Source organism: Photobacterium carnosum (genome assembly GCF_021236965.1).
GTDB classification, from domain to species: domain Bacteria; phylum Pseudomonadota; class Gammaproteobacteria; order Enterobacterales; family Vibrionaceae; genus Photobacterium; species Photobacterium carnosum.
On sequence record NZ_WMDN01000041.1, the window covers coordinates 1 to 14416 of the forward strand.

Annotated in this window: 29 protein-coding genes; 28 read left to right on the forward strand and 1 reads right to left on the reverse strand. The window is 44.6% G+C overall.

Annotation, left to right across the window (positions count from 1 at the left end):
- Window positions 1–486: 486 nt before the first annotated feature.
- The 28 genes from rpsJ to rplQ all read left to right on the forward strand — a co-directional run bounded on the left by rpsJ (window position 487) and on the right by rplQ (window position 14116).
- Window positions 487–798, forward strand: coding sequence for a 30S ribosomal protein S10 (gene rpsJ, locus GLP24_RS19230; RefSeq protein ID WP_006232338.1), 312 nt, complete (start codon window positions 487–489; stop codon window positions 796–798).
- Between the two features lie 14 nt (window positions 799–812).
- Entirely contained in the window at window positions 813–1442 is a 630-nt protein-coding gene (gene rplC / locus GLP24_RS19235) for a 50S ribosomal protein L3 (RefSeq protein ID WP_101768039.1), read from the forward strand.
- A gap of 16 nt (window positions 1443–1458) precedes the next feature.
- Window positions 1459–2061: a 50S ribosomal protein L4 gene (gene rplD, locus GLP24_RS19240; protein WP_036789587.1), complete on the forward strand. Its 603-nt coding sequence runs from the start codon at window positions 1459–1461 to the stop codon at window positions 2059–2061.
- Complete coding sequence (gene rplW, locus GLP24_RS19245; protein WP_036789589.1) at window positions 2058–2360, forward strand: 50S ribosomal protein L23; 303 nt, start codon at window positions 2058–2060, stop codon at window positions 2358–2360. Before rplD ends, rplW begins: the two co-directional genes overlap by 4 nt.
- Window positions 2361–2377: 17 nt before the next feature.
- Window positions 2378–3202, forward strand: coding sequence for a 50S ribosomal protein L2 (rplB, locus tag GLP24_RS19250; protein WP_101768038.1), 825 nt, complete (start codon window positions 2378–2380; stop codon window positions 3200–3202).
- Between the two features lie 18 nt (window positions 3203–3220).
- A complete protein-coding gene (gene rpsS, locus GLP24_RS19255; protein ID WP_080176518.1) occupies window positions 3221–3499 on the forward strand; it encodes a 30S ribosomal protein S19 in 279 nt (92 codons plus the stop codon).
- Between the two features lie 10 nt (window positions 3500–3509).
- Window positions 3510–3842: a 50S ribosomal protein L22 gene (rplV, locus tag GLP24_RS19260; protein ID WP_101768037.1), complete on the forward strand. Its 333-nt coding sequence runs from the start codon at window positions 3510–3512 to the stop codon at window positions 3840–3842.
- Between the two features lie 19 nt (window positions 3843–3861).
- Window positions 3862–4551, forward strand: a complete 690-nt coding sequence (rpsC, locus tag GLP24_RS19265) for a 30S ribosomal protein S3 (protein ID WP_101768036.1) — start codon at window positions 3862–3864, stop codon at window positions 4549–4551.
- Window positions 4552–4562: 11 nt separating this feature from the next.
- Window positions 4563–4976: a 50S ribosomal protein L16 gene (gene rplP, locus GLP24_RS19270; protein ID WP_101768035.1), complete on the forward strand. Its 414-nt coding sequence runs from the start codon at window positions 4563–4565 to the stop codon at window positions 4974–4976.
- Complete coding sequence (rpmC, locus tag GLP24_RS19275) at window positions 4973–5164, forward strand: 50S ribosomal protein L29 (protein ID WP_036789604.1); 192 nt, start codon at window positions 4973–4975, stop codon at window positions 5162–5164. Before rplP ends, rpmC begins: the two co-directional genes overlap by 4 nt.
- Window positions 5164–5418, forward strand: coding sequence for a 30S ribosomal protein S17 (gene rpsQ / locus GLP24_RS19280; RefSeq protein ID WP_101768034.1), 255 nt, complete (start codon window positions 5164–5166; stop codon window positions 5416–5418). Before rpmC ends, rpsQ begins: the two co-directional genes overlap by 1 nt.
- A 164-nt stretch (window positions 5419–5582) precedes the next feature.
- On the forward strand, window positions 5583–5954 hold the full coding sequence (gene rplN / locus GLP24_RS19285; protein ID WP_045032667.1) for a 50S ribosomal protein L14: 372 nt from the start codon (window positions 5583–5585) through the stop codon (window positions 5952–5954).
- A 12-nt stretch (window positions 5955–5966) separates the two neighbouring features.
- Window positions 5967–6278: a 50S ribosomal protein L24 gene (gene rplX / locus GLP24_RS19290; protein WP_101768033.1), complete on the forward strand. Its 312-nt coding sequence runs from the start codon at window positions 5967–5969 to the stop codon at window positions 6276–6278.
- A 15-nt stretch (window positions 6279–6293) separates the two neighbouring features.
- On the forward strand, window positions 6294–6833 hold the full coding sequence (gene rplE / locus GLP24_RS19295; RefSeq protein WP_101768032.1) for a 50S ribosomal protein L5: 540 nt from the start codon (window positions 6294–6296) through the stop codon (window positions 6831–6833).
- A 15-nt stretch (window positions 6834–6848) separates the two neighbouring features.
- Window positions 6849–7154 carry a 30S ribosomal protein S14 gene (rpsN, locus tag GLP24_RS19300; RefSeq protein ID WP_005370985.1) on the forward strand — a complete coding sequence of 102 codons (306 nt, stop codon included), beginning with the start codon at window positions 6849–6851 and terminating at the stop codon, window positions 7152–7154.
- A gap of 37 nt (window positions 7155–7191) precedes the next feature.
- On the forward strand, window positions 7192–7584 hold the full coding sequence (gene rpsH, locus GLP24_RS19305) for a 30S ribosomal protein S8 (RefSeq protein WP_101768031.1): 393 nt from the start codon (window positions 7192–7194) through the stop codon (window positions 7582–7584).
- A 12-nt stretch (window positions 7585–7596) separates the two neighbouring features.
- Window positions 7597–8130 carry a 50S ribosomal protein L6 gene (gene rplF / locus GLP24_RS19310; protein WP_101768030.1) on the forward strand — a complete coding sequence of 178 codons (534 nt, stop codon included), beginning with the start codon at window positions 7597–7599 and terminating at the stop codon, window positions 8128–8130.
- Window positions 8131–8139: 9 nt separating this feature from the next.
- Window positions 8140–8493 (forward strand): 50S ribosomal protein L18, encoded by a 354-nt coding sequence (rplR, locus tag GLP24_RS19315; protein ID WP_045038823.1) that lies wholly within the window; start codon window positions 8140–8142, stop codon window positions 8491–8493.
- 12 nt (window positions 8494–8505) lie between these two features.
- Window positions 8506–9003 carry a 30S ribosomal protein S5 gene (rpsE, locus tag GLP24_RS19320; protein ID WP_101768029.1) on the forward strand — a complete coding sequence of 166 codons (498 nt, stop codon included), beginning with the start codon at window positions 8506–8508 and terminating at the stop codon, window positions 9001–9003.
- A 5-nt stretch (window positions 9004–9008) separates the two neighbouring features.
- On the forward strand, window positions 9009–9188 hold the full coding sequence (rpmD, locus tag GLP24_RS19325) for a 50S ribosomal protein L30 (protein ID WP_045032680.1): 180 nt from the start codon (window positions 9009–9011) through the stop codon (window positions 9186–9188).
- A 5-nt stretch (window positions 9189–9193) separates the two neighbouring features.
- The gene (rplO, locus tag GLP24_RS19330) at window positions 9194–9628 is read left to right on the forward strand and encodes a 50S ribosomal protein L15 (RefSeq protein WP_101768028.1); all 435 of its coding nucleotides are present in this window, start codon (window positions 9194–9196) and stop codon (window positions 9626–9628) included.
- Between the two features lie 22 nt (window positions 9629–9650).
- Window positions 9651–10976, forward strand: coding sequence for a preprotein translocase subunit SecY (secY, locus tag GLP24_RS19335; RefSeq protein WP_101768027.1), 1326 nt, complete (start codon window positions 9651–9653; stop codon window positions 10974–10976).
- Window positions 10977–11007: 31 nt separating this feature from the next.
- The gene (gene rpmJ / locus GLP24_RS19340; RefSeq protein ID WP_101768026.1) at window positions 11008–11121 is read left to right on the forward strand and encodes a 50S ribosomal protein L36; all 114 of its coding nucleotides are present in this window, start codon (window positions 11008–11010) and stop codon (window positions 11119–11121) included.
- Between the two features lie 145 nt (window positions 11122–11266).
- Window positions 11267–11623 carry a 30S ribosomal protein S13 gene (gene rpsM / locus GLP24_RS19345; protein ID WP_005370966.1) on the forward strand — a complete coding sequence of 119 codons (357 nt, stop codon included), beginning with the start codon at window positions 11267–11269 and terminating at the stop codon, window positions 11621–11623.
- A 19-nt stretch (window positions 11624–11642) separates the two neighbouring features.
- A complete protein-coding gene (rpsK, locus tag GLP24_RS19350) occupies window positions 11643–12032 on the forward strand; it encodes a 30S ribosomal protein S11 (RefSeq protein WP_005370963.1) in 390 nt (129 codons plus the stop codon).
- Window positions 12033–12064: 32 nt separating this feature from the next.
- Window positions 12065–12685 (forward strand): 30S ribosomal protein S4, encoded by a 621-nt coding sequence (gene rpsD, locus GLP24_RS19355; RefSeq protein ID WP_101768025.1) that lies wholly within the window; start codon window positions 12065–12067, stop codon window positions 12683–12685.
- Window positions 12686–12708: 23 nt separating this feature from the next.
- Window positions 12709–13698, forward strand: a complete 990-nt coding sequence (locus tag GLP24_RS19360) for a DNA-directed RNA polymerase subunit alpha (RefSeq protein WP_036789646.1) — start codon at window positions 12709–12711, stop codon at window positions 13696–13698.
- 34 nt (window positions 13699–13732) lie between these two features.
- Window positions 13733–14116: a 50S ribosomal protein L17 gene (gene rplQ / locus GLP24_RS19365; RefSeq protein ID WP_101768024.1), complete on the forward strand. Its 384-nt coding sequence runs from the start codon at window positions 13733–13735 to the stop codon at window positions 14114–14116.
- Window positions 14117–14126: 10 nt separating this feature from the next.
- Here rplQ and GLP24_RS19895 read toward each other — a convergent pair whose 3' ends face one another.
- Window positions 14127–14261 (reverse strand): hypothetical protein, encoded by a 135-nt coding sequence (locus GLP24_RS19895; protein WP_269155034.1) that lies wholly within the window; start codon window positions 14259–14261, stop codon window positions 14127–14129.
- Window positions 14262–14416 lie beyond the last annotated feature (155 nt).

Sequence of the window (14416 nt, forward strand, 5' to 3'; positions counted from 1 at the left end):
TCGTACTGTTGGTGCTGGTGTTGTTGCAACTATCGTTGCTTAATAACATTTAGTACTTATGTACAAAAAAAAGAGAGCTTCGGCTCTCTTTTTTATATCTATAAATTATTAGCCGTTATAATTTCGAGTAAATAACAGCATAAATAGATTGTAAGCTACTGATAAATTAAATGAATAACTAGAAAGTTGCTTATTTATCGATCAAGACTTGCTTTCAAAAATGTGATCTGTATAATGCTCGACACTGCCTGAGACGAAGTCTTGTAAGTGCTGTTGTGAACCAATAAGCATTGAGGAGAAACTTACTGCAGGCTATGCCGGGTATGTTTCATAATGAATACTCTGACTTATGTTCGCAGTCATTAAATTGGCTGACAATGCATCCGATAGGGATGCTACGTTCACATAAATCAATCGACATTCCTTCGTCTTTACGAACGTGAGTGGCGATATTGTTTGTGTAATTTTTATTTGGAGCTCTGTCTAATGCAGAACCAACGTATTCGTATCCGTCTAAAGGCGTTCGATCACCGTTTGATCGATCAGTCAACTGCGGAAATCGTTGAAACAGCTAAACGTACTGGCGCACAGGTTAAGGGTCCAATCCCTCTTCCTACTCGCAAAGAACGTTTTACTGTTCTTACTTCTCCTCACGTTAATAAGGACGCACGTGACCAGTACGAAATTCGTACTCACAAGCGCCTTATCGACATCGTTGAGCCTACAGATAAAACTGTTGATGCTCTGATGCGTCTAGATCTAGCAGCTGGCGTTGACGTTCAGATCAGCTTAGGTTAAGGGGAGATAAGAGAATGATTGGTCTAATCGGTCGTAAAGTGGGCATGACCCGCATCTTTACCGAAGATGGCATTTCTATTCCAGTTACTGTTGTTGAAGTTGAAAACAACCGCGTTACTCAGGTTAAATCTGTAGAAACTGACGGTTACAACGCTATTCAAGTAACAGCTGGAATTAAGAAAGCTAGCCGCGTATCTAAGCCAGAAGCTGGTCACTTTGCGAAAGCAGGTGTTGAAGCTGGTCGCGGTCTTTGGGAATTCCGTCTAGAAAATAATGAAGAATTCGCAGTTGGCGCTGAGCTAAGTGTTGAAATCTTTAACGAAATTAAAAAAGTAGACGTTACTGGTACTTCTAAAGGTAAGGGCTTCCAGGGTGCTATTAAGCGCTGGAATTTCAGTACTCAAGATATGACCCATGGTAACTCCTTGTCTCACCGCGCTCCGGGTTCAATTGGCCAATGTCAAACTCCAGGTCGCGTATTTAAAGGCAAGAAAATGGCTGGTCATATGGGTTCTGAGCGTGTAACGACTCAAAACCTAGAGATCGTACGTGTTGACGCTGAGCGCAATCTGCTTCTTATTAAAGGTGCAGTCCCTGGTGCTACAGGCGGCAACGTGATCGTTAAACCAGCTGTTAAAGCGTAACGTCGAGGAGTTAGTAATGGAATTGGTAGTCAAAGGCGCTAACGCGCTAACTGTCTCCGAAACTACTTTTGGGCGTGATTTCAATGAAGCGCTTGTACACCAAGTAGTTGTTGCATTTGCAGCAGGTGCTCGTCAGGGTACACGTGCTCAGAAGACTCGTTCAGACGTTTCTGGTGGTGGCGCTAAGCCATGGCGCCAGAAAGGTACTGGTCGCGCTCGTGCAGGTACAATCCGCAGTCCGCTATGGCGTTCTGGTGGTGTTACTTTCGCTGCTCGTCCTCAGGATCACAGCCAAAAAGTAAACAAGAAAATGTACCGCGGTGCTATGAAGAGCATTCTTTCTGAGTTAGTTCGTCAAGAGCGTTTAATCGTTGTTGAAAACTTTACTCTAGAAGCACCAAAGACAAAAGCACTAGTAGCTAAGCTTAAAGAGCTTGAGCTGACTGATGCACTTATCGTAACTGGCGAATTAGATGAGAATCTATTCCTTGCAGCACGTAACCTATATAAAGTAGACGTACGTGATGCAGCGGCAATCGATCCAGTTAGCTTAATCGCTTTCGATAAAATTGTAATGACTGCAGCTGCAGTTAAAGCAATCGAGGAGATGTTAGCATGATCACTGAAGAGCGTATTTTAAAAGTTCTACGTGCTCCGCACATCTCTGAAAAAGCATCAATGGCTGCTGAAAACGCGAATACTATCGTGTTTAAAGTTGCTATTACTGCGACAAAGAGAGAGATCAAAGCAGCAGTTGAAAAACTGTTTGAGGTTGAAGTTAAGTCTGTAAATACTCTTATCACTAAGGGTAAGACCAAACGTCAAGGTATGCGCCAAGGCCGTCGTTCAGACGTGAAGAAAGCGTATGTTATCTTGAAAGAAGGTCAAGACATCGACTTCGCTGGTAGTGCAGAGTAGGCTAGGAGCAAAGAAGAATGGCTATTGTAAAATGTAAGCCGACTTCCCCAGGTCGTCGCCACGTAGTTAAAGTGGTTAACTCTGACCTGCATAAGGGTAAGCCGTACGCACCTCTTTTAGAGAAAAACTCTAAGAGCGGTGGTCGTAACAATAACGGTCGTATCACAGTACGTCACATTGGTGGTGGTCATAAACAACATTACCGCCTAATTGACTTTAAACGTACTAAAGATGGCATTCCAGCGAAAGTTGAACGTCTAGAATACGATCCAAACCGTAGCGCAAACATTGCTCTAGTTCTGTACGCAGACGGTGAGCGCCGCTACATTATTGCACCTAAAGGTATGCAAGCTGGTGATATGATCCAGTCTGGCGAAGATGCTGCTATCAAAGTTGGTAATACATTACCAATGCGCAACATCCCTGTAGGTTCAACAGTACACTGTGTTGAGATTAAGCCTGGTAAAGGCGCACAGCTGGCTCGTTCAGCTGGTGCATACGCTCAGATCATTGCACGTGCAGGCACTTATGTGACTCTACGTCTACGTTCTGGTGAAATGCGTAAAGTTCTTGCTGACAGTCGTGCGACTCTAGGTGAAGTTGGTAACGCAGAACACATGCTACGTGAACTTGGTAAAGCAGGTGCTTCACGCTGGCGCGGTGTTCGTCCAACTGTACGTGGTGTTGTAATGAACCCAGTGGATCACCCACATGGTGGTGGTGAAGGTCGTACATCAGGCGGTCGTCATCCAGTAACACCTTGGGGCGTTCCAACTAAGGGTTATAAGACTCGTAGCAATAAGCGCACCGACAAGTACATCGTACGTCGTCGTAATAAGTAATTATAAAGAGGATACGCCATGCCACGTTCTCTCAAGAAAGGTCCATTCATTGACCTACACTTGCTGAAGAAGGTAGAGAAAGCGTTGGAAAGCGGAGACAAAAAGCCTGTTAAGACTTGGTCCCGTCGCTCAATGATCATCCCTCAGATGATTGGTTTGACCATCGCTGTCCATAATGGTCGTCAGCACGTTCCTGTTTTCGTTTCTGAAGAAATGATCGGTCACAAGCTAGGCGAATTTGCACCAACACGTACTTACCGCGGTCATACTGCGGATAAGAAAGCTAAAAAGCGCTAAGGAGTAGGTAATGGAAGCTATCGCTAAACATCGCTTTGCTCGCATTTCGCCGCAAAAAGCTCGTTTGGTTGCAGATCAACTGCGCGGTAAGCCAGTTGCTCAAGCTCTAGAAATTCTTAACTTCAGCAATAAAAAAGCTGCTGAGTTAATCAAGAAAGTTCTAGATTCAGCTATCGCTAACGCAGAACACAACGAAGGTGCAGACATTGATGATCTTAATGTCACTAAAATCTTCGTTGACGAAGGCCCTACCATGAAGCGTATTATGCCTCGTGCTAAAGGCCGTGCCGATCGCATCTTGAAGCGTTCTAGCCACATCACTGTTGTTGTAGCAGACCGCTAAGAGACTAGGAGAGAAAGCAATGGGTCAGAAAGTACATCCTAATGGTATTCGTTTAGGCATCTGTAAGCCTTGGAATACCACTTGGTTTGCTAACAGCCAAGAATTCGCTGACAACCTAGACGGCGATTTCAAGGTACGCAAGTTCCTTACTAAGGAACTAGCAAAAGCATCTCTATCACGCATCGTTATCGAGCGTCCTGCGAAGAGCATCCGTGTGACTATTCACACTGCTCGTCCAGGCGTAGTAATCGGTAAGAAAGGCGAAGACGTAGAGAAACTACGTGCAGCAGTAGCGAAGATCGCGGGCGTTCCAGCTCAGATCAACATCGCTGAAGTACGTAAACCAGAACTAGATGGTCAACTAGTAGCAGACAGTATTTCGTCTCAGCTAGAGCGTCGTGTAATGTTCCGTCGCGCGATGAAGCGTGCAGTTCAAAACGCCATGCGTCTTGGCGCTCAGGGTATCAAAGTTCAAGTAGGTGGCCGTTTAGGTGGCGCTGAAATAGCACGTTCAGAGTGGTACCGTGAAGGCCGTGTGCCTCTACACACTCTTCGTGCTGACATTGACTACGCAACTTCTTCGGCTCACACCCAATACGGTGTTATCGGCGTTAAAGTTTGGATCTTCAAAGGTGAAGTTCTAGGCGGCATGCCGGTTGAAGAGCCAAAGGCTGACAAGCCTAAGAAGCAGCGCAAAAGCCGTAAATAAGGAGTTTATTGATGCTGCAACCTAAACGCACTAAATTCCGCAAGGCCTTTAAAGGCCGTAACCGCGGTTTAGCGAACGGTACTGATGTAAGCTTTGGTACATTTGGTCTTAAAGCAGTTGGCCGTGGTCGTCTAACTGCTCGTCAGATCGAAGCTGCACGTCGTGCTATGACTCGTCATGTAAAACGTCAGGGCCAAATCTGGATTCGTGTATTCCCAGACAAACCAATCACTTCTAAGCCTCTTGAAGTTCGTCAAGGTAAAGGTAAAGGTAGTGTGGAGTACTGGGTTGCACAGATTCAACCAGGTAAAGTTCTATACGAAATGGGTGGTGTTCCTGAAACAATAGCTCGTGAGGCATTTAATCTTGCTGCACGTAAGCTACCAATCAAGACAACATTCGTAATTAAGGCGGTGATGTTATGAATGCACTAGATCTACGCGCGAAAAGCGTTGAAGAGCTTAATGCAGAGCTTGTGAATTTGCTTCGCGAACAGTTTAACTTGCGTATGCAAGCTGCAACTGGTCAACTACAGCAGACTCATAATCTTAAAACTGTACGTCGTGATATCGCACGTGTTAAAACTGTACTGACTGAGAAGGCTGGCGCATAATGAGCGATCAAATCCGTACTCAGCTTGGTCGAGTAGTTAGCGATAAAGGCGATAAGTCTATTGTTGTTGCTATCGAGCGTAAAGTGAAGCACCCGATTTACGGTAAGTACATCACACGCACGACTAAGCTTCATGCACATGACGAAAACAACGAATGTCACCTAGGTGATATGGTTGAAGTTCGTGAGTGCCGTCCAATGTCAAAGACTAAATCTTGGACATTTGTACGTGTAGTTGAAAAAGCTCGTATTTAATACGTACTTAACAACTACTTAAGTAAGCGGCCCTGAAAAACTTAGGGCCGTTCATTTTTTTATCTACCCATCGGTCGAAAATGGTGTTATTATTCGCCGCCTTTGAAGAAAAGGTATGTCGACTCGATTTGGGTCTAGATATTTTAAATTAGCGGAGCACTAACATGATCCAAATGCAAAGTATGCTTGATGCTGCGGATAACTCCGGCGCACGTAGCGTAATGTGTATTAAGGTTCTGGGTGGTTCTCACCGTCGCTATGCACATATCGGTGACATCATCAAGATTACTGTAAAGGAAGCAATTCCACGCGGTAAAGTTAAAAAAGGTGATGTCCTGAAAGCGGTGGTTGTACGCACCCGTAAAGGCGTTCGTCGTCAAGATGGCTCTGTCATTCGCTTTGACCGTAATGCTTGCGTATTGTTGAACGACAACACTGAGCAACCTATCGGTACTCGTATTTTCGGCCCTGTGACTCGTGAACTTCGTAATACGAAATTCATGAAGATTGTATCACTAGCGCCAGAAGTACTTTAAGGAGCGACTATAATGGCAGCTAAAATCCGTCGTAACGACGAAGTTATCATTCTTGCTGGTAAAGATAAAAGTAAGACTGGTAAAGTAACTAAGGTTCTAGCAACCGGTAAAGTTATCGTTGAAGGTATTAACATGGTTAAGAAACACCAGAAGCCGGTTCCGGCAATGGGTGTTCAAGGCGGTATTGTTGAGCAGGAAGCTGCGATCGATGCGTCTAATGTTGCTATCGTTAACGGTCAAGGTAAAGCGGACCGTGTAGGCTTCCGATTTGAAGACGAGAAAAAAGTTCGTTTCTTCAAGTCGACTGGCGAAACTATCAAGTAAGTTTGGAGTAGTACTATGGCGAAACTGCATGATTACTACAAAGAGACTGTTGTAAAAGACCTTGCTAGCAAGTTCGAATACAAGAGTATCATGCAAGTCCCAAGGATCGAAAAGATCACACTTAATATGGGTGTGGGCGAAGCTATCAACGACAAGAAGCTGCTAGAAAACGCTGCTGCTGACATGACTGCAATTGCAGGTCAGAAGCCGCTAATCACAGTAGCACGCAAGTCAGTTGCAGGCTTTAAGATCCGTGAGGGCTACCCTATTGGCTGTAAAGTAACCTTACGTGGCGAGCGTATGTGGGACTTTTTCGAGCGTCTAATTTCAATTGCTGTACCTCGTATTCGAGATTTCCGTGGTTTAAACCCGAAATCATTCGATGGTCGTGGTAACTACAGCATGGGCGTTCGTGAGCAGATCATCTTCCCAGAAATCGATTTCGATAAAGTGGATCGTGTGCGTGGTTTAGATATCACAATCACAACTTCTGCTAAATCTGATGAAGAAGCTCTAGCTCTACTGTCTGCTTTTAACTTCCCATTCCGTAAGTAAAAGTAAGGGTTACTAATGGCTAAAGAATCAATGAAGGCACGTGAAGCTAAACGTGCCAAGCTAGTAGCTAAGTTCGCTGAAAAGCGTGCTGCGCTAAAAGCTCTAATTAGCGACGTGAATGCGTCTGAAGAAGATCGCTGGAATGCAGTGCTTAAACTTCAGTCATTACCACGTGATTCTGCGAAGTCTCGTCAGCGTAATCGCTGTAACCAGACTGGACGTCCACACGGCTACCTACGTAAGTTCGGTCTTAGCCGTATCAAGGTTCGTGAAGCTTGCATGAAAGGCGAGATTCCGGGTCTACGTAAAGCAAGCTGGTAATGCCAGTAAGCAATTCAGAATCACGGAGTATTAACTTATGAGCATGCAAGATCCGATTTCGGATATGCTGACCCGTCTTCGTAACGGTCAGGCAGCGAAAAAAGTTGCTGTAAAAATGCCATCTTCTAAACTTAAAGTTGCAATTGCAGTTTTATTACAAGAAGAAGGTTTTGTGGCAGACTACACTGTTACAGGTGAAGTTAAGCCAGAGCTAGAAGTTACACTTAAGTACTTCGAAGCTAACCCAGTTATTGAGCAAATCCAACGTGTATCACGTCCTGGTCTACGCATCTACAAGAAAAAAGGTGCGCTACCATCAGTGATGGGTGGCCTTGGTATTGCTATCGTTTCCACTTCCAAGGGTCTTATGACCGACCGCGCTGCACGCAAAGCGGGCCTTGGCGGTGAGATTATCTGCTACGTAGCATAATAGGAGTAGAACATGTCTCGTGTTGCAAAAGCACCAGTAGTTTTCCCTGCCGGCGTAGAAGTTAATCTTAACTGTCAGGAAATTACTGTTAAAGGTCCAAAAGGCGAATTAGTTCGCGTTATGAATCCAGCAGTAGTTCTAACTTTGGAAGAAAACAAAGTTACTTTCGGTCCTCGTGAAGGGTTCGATAAAGCTTGGGCTCAAGCAGGTACTGCTCGTGCACTAGTTAACAACATGGTTGTTGGTGTTACCGAAGGCTTCACTAAGAAGCTGACTTTGAAGGGTGTAGGTTACCGTGCTGCTATTAAAGGCAATGCTGTAGGCTTAACTCTAGGTTTCTCTCATCCAGTTGAGCACGAACTTCCTGTTGGTATCAAAGCTGAGTGTCCATCACAAACTGAAATCGTACTTACAGGTATTGATAAGCAGGTAGTTGGTCAGGTAGCCGCTGATATTCGCGCTTACCGTAGCCCTGAACCTTATAAAGGTAAAGGCGTTCGTTACGCAGATGAAGTTGTGCGTACTAAAGAAGCTAAGAAGAAGTAAGGTAACACTATGGATAAGAAAACATCTCGTATCCGTCGTGCGACCCGAGCACGTCGTAAGATTTCTGAACTGGGTGCAACTCGCCTAGTTGTACACCGTACTCCACGTCACGTGTACGCTCAGGTAATTGCACCAAACGGCTCTGAGGTTATTGCAGCCGCTTCTACTTTAGAAAAAGCGATCCGTGAGCAAGTTAAGAGCACCGGAAACAAAGACGCTGCTGCAGTTGTAGGTAAAACTATTGCTGAGCGCGCGATTGAAAAAGGCATCTCTAACGTTGCATTTGATCGCTCTGGTTTCCAATACCACGGCCGTATCGCGACACTAGCAGAAGCTGCTCGTGAAGCTGGTCTGAAATTCTAAGGTAGGCGGAAGATGGCTAACGAAAAGACACAATCAGATTTGAATGAAAAACTGATCGCTGTTAACCGTGTTTCAAAAACGGTTAAAGGTGGTCGTATTTTCAGCTTTACTGCACTAACAGTAGTTGGTGATGGTAACGGTCGCATCGGTTTTGGTTACGGTAAAGCACGTGAAGTGCCTGCTGCAATCCAGAAAGCGATGGAAAAAGCACGTCGTAACATGGTTACGATCGCAATCAACAAAGGTACTCTACACCACGCTGTTAAAGGCCGTCACACTGGTTCTCAAGTGTACATGCAGCCTGCATCAGAAGGTACTGGTATCATCGCTGGCGGCGCAATGCGTGCAGTGCTAGAAGTTGCGGGTATCCGTAACGTACTAGCTAAAACATATGGTTCTACTAATCCAATTAACGTTGTTCGCGCAACAATTTTGGGTCTAAGTGGAATGAACTCTCCAGAAATGATCGCGGCAAAACGTGGTCTTTCTGTTAAAGAAATTCTGGAGTAATCGACATGGCTAAGACTATTAAAGTAACCCAAACAAAGAGCTCTATCGGTCGTTTACCGAAGCATAAAGCTACTTTGCGCGGCCTAGGCCTTCGTCGCATCAACCATACTGTGGAACTTGAAGATACTGCTTGCGTACGCGGCATGATCAATAAAGTTCACTATATGGTTAAAGTTGAGGAGTAATCACTATGCGTTTGAATACTCTATCACCTGCTGCTGGTTCTAAGCCTTCTGCGAAGCGCGTAGGCCGTGGTATCGGTTCAGGTCTAGGTAAAACTTGTGGCCGTGGTGTTAAAGGTCAGAAATCACGTTCAGGTGGTTCTGTTCGCCCCGGTTTTGAAGGCGGTCAAATGCCTTTGAAACAGCGTCTACCAAAGTTCGGTTTTACATCTCGTAAGAGCCTAGTAACTGCTGAAGTTCGTCTAGCTGAGCTAGCGAAAGTTGAAGGTGATGTTGTAAGCCTTGAAACACTAAAAGCTGCGAATGTTATCACTAAGGACATTAAGTTCGTGAAAGTTGTACTTTCTGGTGATATCGCTCGTTCAGTAACAGTGAAAGGCCTACGCATTACTAAAGGCGCTTTAGTTGCTATCGAAGCTGCTGGTGGTAAAATCGAGGAATAATTAACTCGAGGATGAGGTACAGATGGCTAAACAACCAGGACAAGATTTTCGTAGCGGACAAGGTGGCCTAGCAGAGCTTAAGTCACGCCTTCTCTTTGTATTAGGTGCGATATTAATATTCCGAGCTGGATCCTTTGTGCCTATTCCTGGTATTGACGCTACTGTACTTGCCAGTCTGTTCGAACAGCAAAAGGGTACCATCATTGAGATGTTTAACATGTTCTCTGGTGGTGCACTCTCGCGTGCTTCTATTTTAGCTCTGGGCATAATGCCGTATATTTCTGCGTCCATTATTGTCCAGTTGTTAACTGTAGTTCATCCAGCTTTGGCTGAGTTGAAGAAAGAAGGTGAAGCTGGTCGTCGTAAGATTAGTCAGTACACCCGATACGGTACGCTTGTATTGGCAACCTTCCAAGCAATTGGTATTGCAACGGGGTTACCGAGTATGATTCCAGGCTTGGTACATAATCCAGGTCCTAGTTTCTACTTTATTGCTGTAGTTAGTTTGGTTACCGGTACCATGTTTTTAATGTGGTTAGGTGAACAAGTTACCGAGCGTGGTATTGGTAACGGTATATCTGTAATTATTTTTACTGGTATCGTTGCTGGTCTACCGCCAGCTATTGGACAGACCGTAGAGCAAGCGCGTCAAGGTGAATTGCACGTACTTCTTCTACTATTAATTGTGGTTATATCTTTTGCTGTGATTTACTTTGTAGTGTTCATGGAGCGTGGTCAACGTCGTATTGTCGTTAACTATGCCAAGCGTCAACAAGGCCGTCGTGTCTTTGCAGCGCAGAGCACACACCTTCCGTTGAAAATCAACATGGCAGGTGTAATCCCAGCAATTTTCGCATCGAGTATTATTTTGTTTCCAGGCACACTGGCTCAGTGGTTTGGACAAAGTGAAGGTCTTGGTTGGTTAAGTGATATTTCACTTGCCCTTAGTCCAGGACAGCCACTTTATGTAATGCTTTACGCTGCTGCAATTATATTCTTCTGTTTCTTCTATACCGCGTTGGTGTTTAACCCTCGTGAGACAGCTGATAACTTGAAGAAGTCTGGAGCATTCATACCTGGTATTCGCCCGGGTGAACAGACCGCAATGTACATTGATAAAGTAATGACTCGACTAACCCTTGTGGGTGCGTTGTATATTACCTTTATCTGTCTGATCCCCGAGTTCATGATGATTGCATGGAACGTCCGTTTTTATTTTGGCGGAACTTCCCTACTAATCGTAGTTGTTGTTATCATGGATTTCATGGCTCAAGTTCAGACACATTTAATGTCTCAACAGTATGAGTCAGTTTTGAAAAAAGCTAATCTAAAAGGCTATGGCCGTTAAGTTTAGTTTTCCATATTTACGGAGTTTAGCAATGAAAGTTCGTGCTTCCGTTAAGAAAATCTGCCGTAACTGTAAAGTTGTTAAGCGCAACGGTGTTGTGCGTATAATTTGCAGTGAACCAAAGCATAAACAACGCCAAGGTTAATTAGCAGAAATATTTCTTGCAAATTGAAGAGAGGTTGGCTAAATTAGTCAACCATCTTTTGTTATGTGCAAAAGAATTGTACCACCGCTGCGTATCCTGAACGGGCTCTGCAGCGGTTATTCTTGTAAAGTACTAGGAGTGAATAGTGGCCCGTATTGCAGGCATTAACATTCCTGATCAGAAACACGCTGTAATCGCATTAACTGCGATTTACGGCATCGGTAAGACTCGTTCTCAAGCTATCTTAGCTGAGACGGGTATTGCTGAAGATGTTAAGATCAGTGAACTAACTGAAGAACAGATCGATCTACTGCGTGATGGTGTAGCTAAGTACACTGTAGAAGGTGATCTTCGTCGTGAAATTTCCATGAACATCAAGCGTCTTATGGACCTTGGTTGTTACCGTGGTCTTCGTCACCGTCGCAGTCTACCTCTTCGTGGACAGCGTACTAAAACCAACGCACGTACCCGCAAGGGTCCGCGCAAGCCGATCAAAAAATAGTCGGATAAGGTAGAGTACAATGGCAAAACAACCAACTCGCGCTCGTAAGCGCGTACGCAAGCAAGTAGCCGATGGCGTTGCGCACATCCATGCTTCTTTCAACAACACAATCGTAACCATTACTGACCGTCAAGGTAATGCTCTTTCATGGGCAACTGCAGGTGGTTCAGGTTTCCGTGGTTCTCGTAAATCTACTCCGTTCGCTGCACAGGTTGCTGCTGAACGTTGTGGTGAAATGGCCAAAGAATATGGCGTTAAGAACCTAGAAGTTATGGTTAAGGGCCCTGGTCCTGGTCGTGAGTCTACAATCCGCGCTCTAAACGCAGCGGGTTTCCGTATCACTAACATTGTTGATGCGACTCCGATCCCTCATAACGGTTGTCGTCCACCTAAGAAACGTCGCGTATAACGTTTCGTTTCTAGGAAATTGGAGAAAGAAAAATGGCAAGATATTTGGGTCCTAAGCTAAAGCTTAGCCGTCGCGAAGGCACCGACTTATTCCTTAAGTCTGGTGTACGTGCGATTGATACCAAGTGTAAGATCGATAACGCTCCGGGCCAACATGGTGCTCGTCGCGGTCGTCTATCTGATTACGGCGTTCAGCTTCGTGAGAAGCAAAAAGTTCGTCGTACATATGGCGTACTAGAAAAACAATTCCGTAACTACTACAAGACAGCTGCCCGTATTAAGGGTAACACAGGTGAAAACTTGCTTCAGCTTCTTGAAGGTCGTTTAGATAACGTAGTTTACCGTATGGGCTTTGGTGCAACTCGCGCTGAATCACGTCAATTGGTAAGCCACAAAGCGATTCTAGTTAATGGTCAAGTCGTAAACGTTCCTTCTTTCAAGGTAGCGGCAAACGACGTTGTTAGCATTCGTGAGAAAGCTAAGAACCAAGCACGCATTCAAGCAGCTCTTGAAGTTGCTACACAGCGTGAACTACCGACTTGGGTCGAAGTAGACAGCAGCAAGTTGGAAGGTACGTTTAAACGTCTTCCAGAACGTTCTGATTTGTCTGCCGACATCAACGAACACCTGATCGTCGAGCTTTACTCTAAGTAAAGCTACAGTTAAGAGAGGACACAATGCAGGGTTCTGTAACAGAATTTCTTAAGCCGCGTCTAGTTGACATCGAACAAGTTAGCTCTACGCACGCAAAAGTAACTCTAGAGCCGTTGGAGCGTGGTTTCGGCCACACTCTAGGAAACGCTCTTCGTCGTATTTTGCTATCTTCAATGCCAGGTTGTGCTGTAACTGAAGTGGAAATCGACGGTGTGTTACATGAGTACAGCACCAAAGAAGGCGTTCAGGAGGATATCCTTGAAATTCTTCTTAACCTTAAAGGTCTAGCCGTTAAGGTTGAGGGTAAAGATGAAGTTATTCTTACTCTGAACAAATCTGGTGCAGGCCCTGTTGTTGCAGGTGACATCACCCATGATGGTGATGTTGAGATTGCGAACCCAGAACACGTAATCTGCCATCTAACTGATGATAATGCTGAATTAAGCATGCGCATCAAGGTAGAACGTGGTCGTGGCTACGTACCAGCATCAGCTCGTATTCACACTGAAGAAGATGAGCGTCCAATTGGTCGTTTGTTAGTAGATGCTACTTACAGCCCAGTGGACCGTATCGCTTACGCAGTAGAGGCAGCACGTGTAGAACAACGTACTGACCTAGACAAGCTTGTAATCGATATGGAGACTAACGGTACACTTGATCCTGAGGAAGCTATCCGCCGTGCAGCAACAATTCTTGCTGAACAATTGGATGCATTTGTAGATCTTCGCGATGTACGAGTTCCTGAAGAGAAAGAAGAGAAGCCGGAGTTCGATCCGATCCTACTGCGTCCTGTAGACGATCTTGAACTAACTGTTCGCTCTGCTAACTGTCTGAAAGCAGAAGCGATCCATTACATCGGTGATCTTGTTCAGCGTACTGAGGTTGAGCTTCTTAAAACGCCAAACCTTGGTAAAAAGTCTTTGACAGAAATCAAAGATGTATTGGCTTCTCGTGGTCTATCTCTAGGTATGCGCCTAGAAAATTGGCCACCTGCATCAATCGCTGAAGATTAATAGTTTACTGATATCTAGTTAGAAGGATTAGGTCATGCGCCATCGTAAGAGTGGTCGTCAACTCAACCGCAACAGCAGTCATCGTAAAGCGATGTTCAGCAACATGGCTAGCTCTCTGGTATGTCACGAATTAATCAAGACTACCTTGCCTAAAGCAAAAGAGCTACGTCGCGTAATTGAGCCTTTGATTACCCTAGCTAAGACCGACAGTGTTGCTAACCGTCGTCTTGCATTCGCTCGTACTCGTGATAACGAAGTTGTTGCGAAATTATTTAACGAACTAGGTCCACGCTTCGCAGCGCGTCCTGGTGGTTATACTCGTATCATGAAGTGCGGTTTCCGTACTGGTGATAAAGCTCCTATGGCTTACATCGAGTTATTAGACCGTCCTGCAAAGGAAGAAGCTACTGCTGAATAAGCACTAGCCGTTAAATAAGAAGAAAGCTGAGTCCTTGGACTCGGCTTTTTTTTGCTTTATTTTTAGCTTCTGCTTTTAGTTGTGTATTTATTATCTCTGCTTTCATTAGATCGATAACACCATTGTTAGTGTTTATTATTGTCATTAAATCAATAATCATTTTTTATTGATTCATTATCATCACTCATAATCTATATATAATGAGTGTAAGGTTATAAAAATAACAATTAATAACAATTTTGCTTTTAATATGAGCAAACGATTTTATTTGTTTAAATTGTGCTTGTCAGTGTCTGAAAA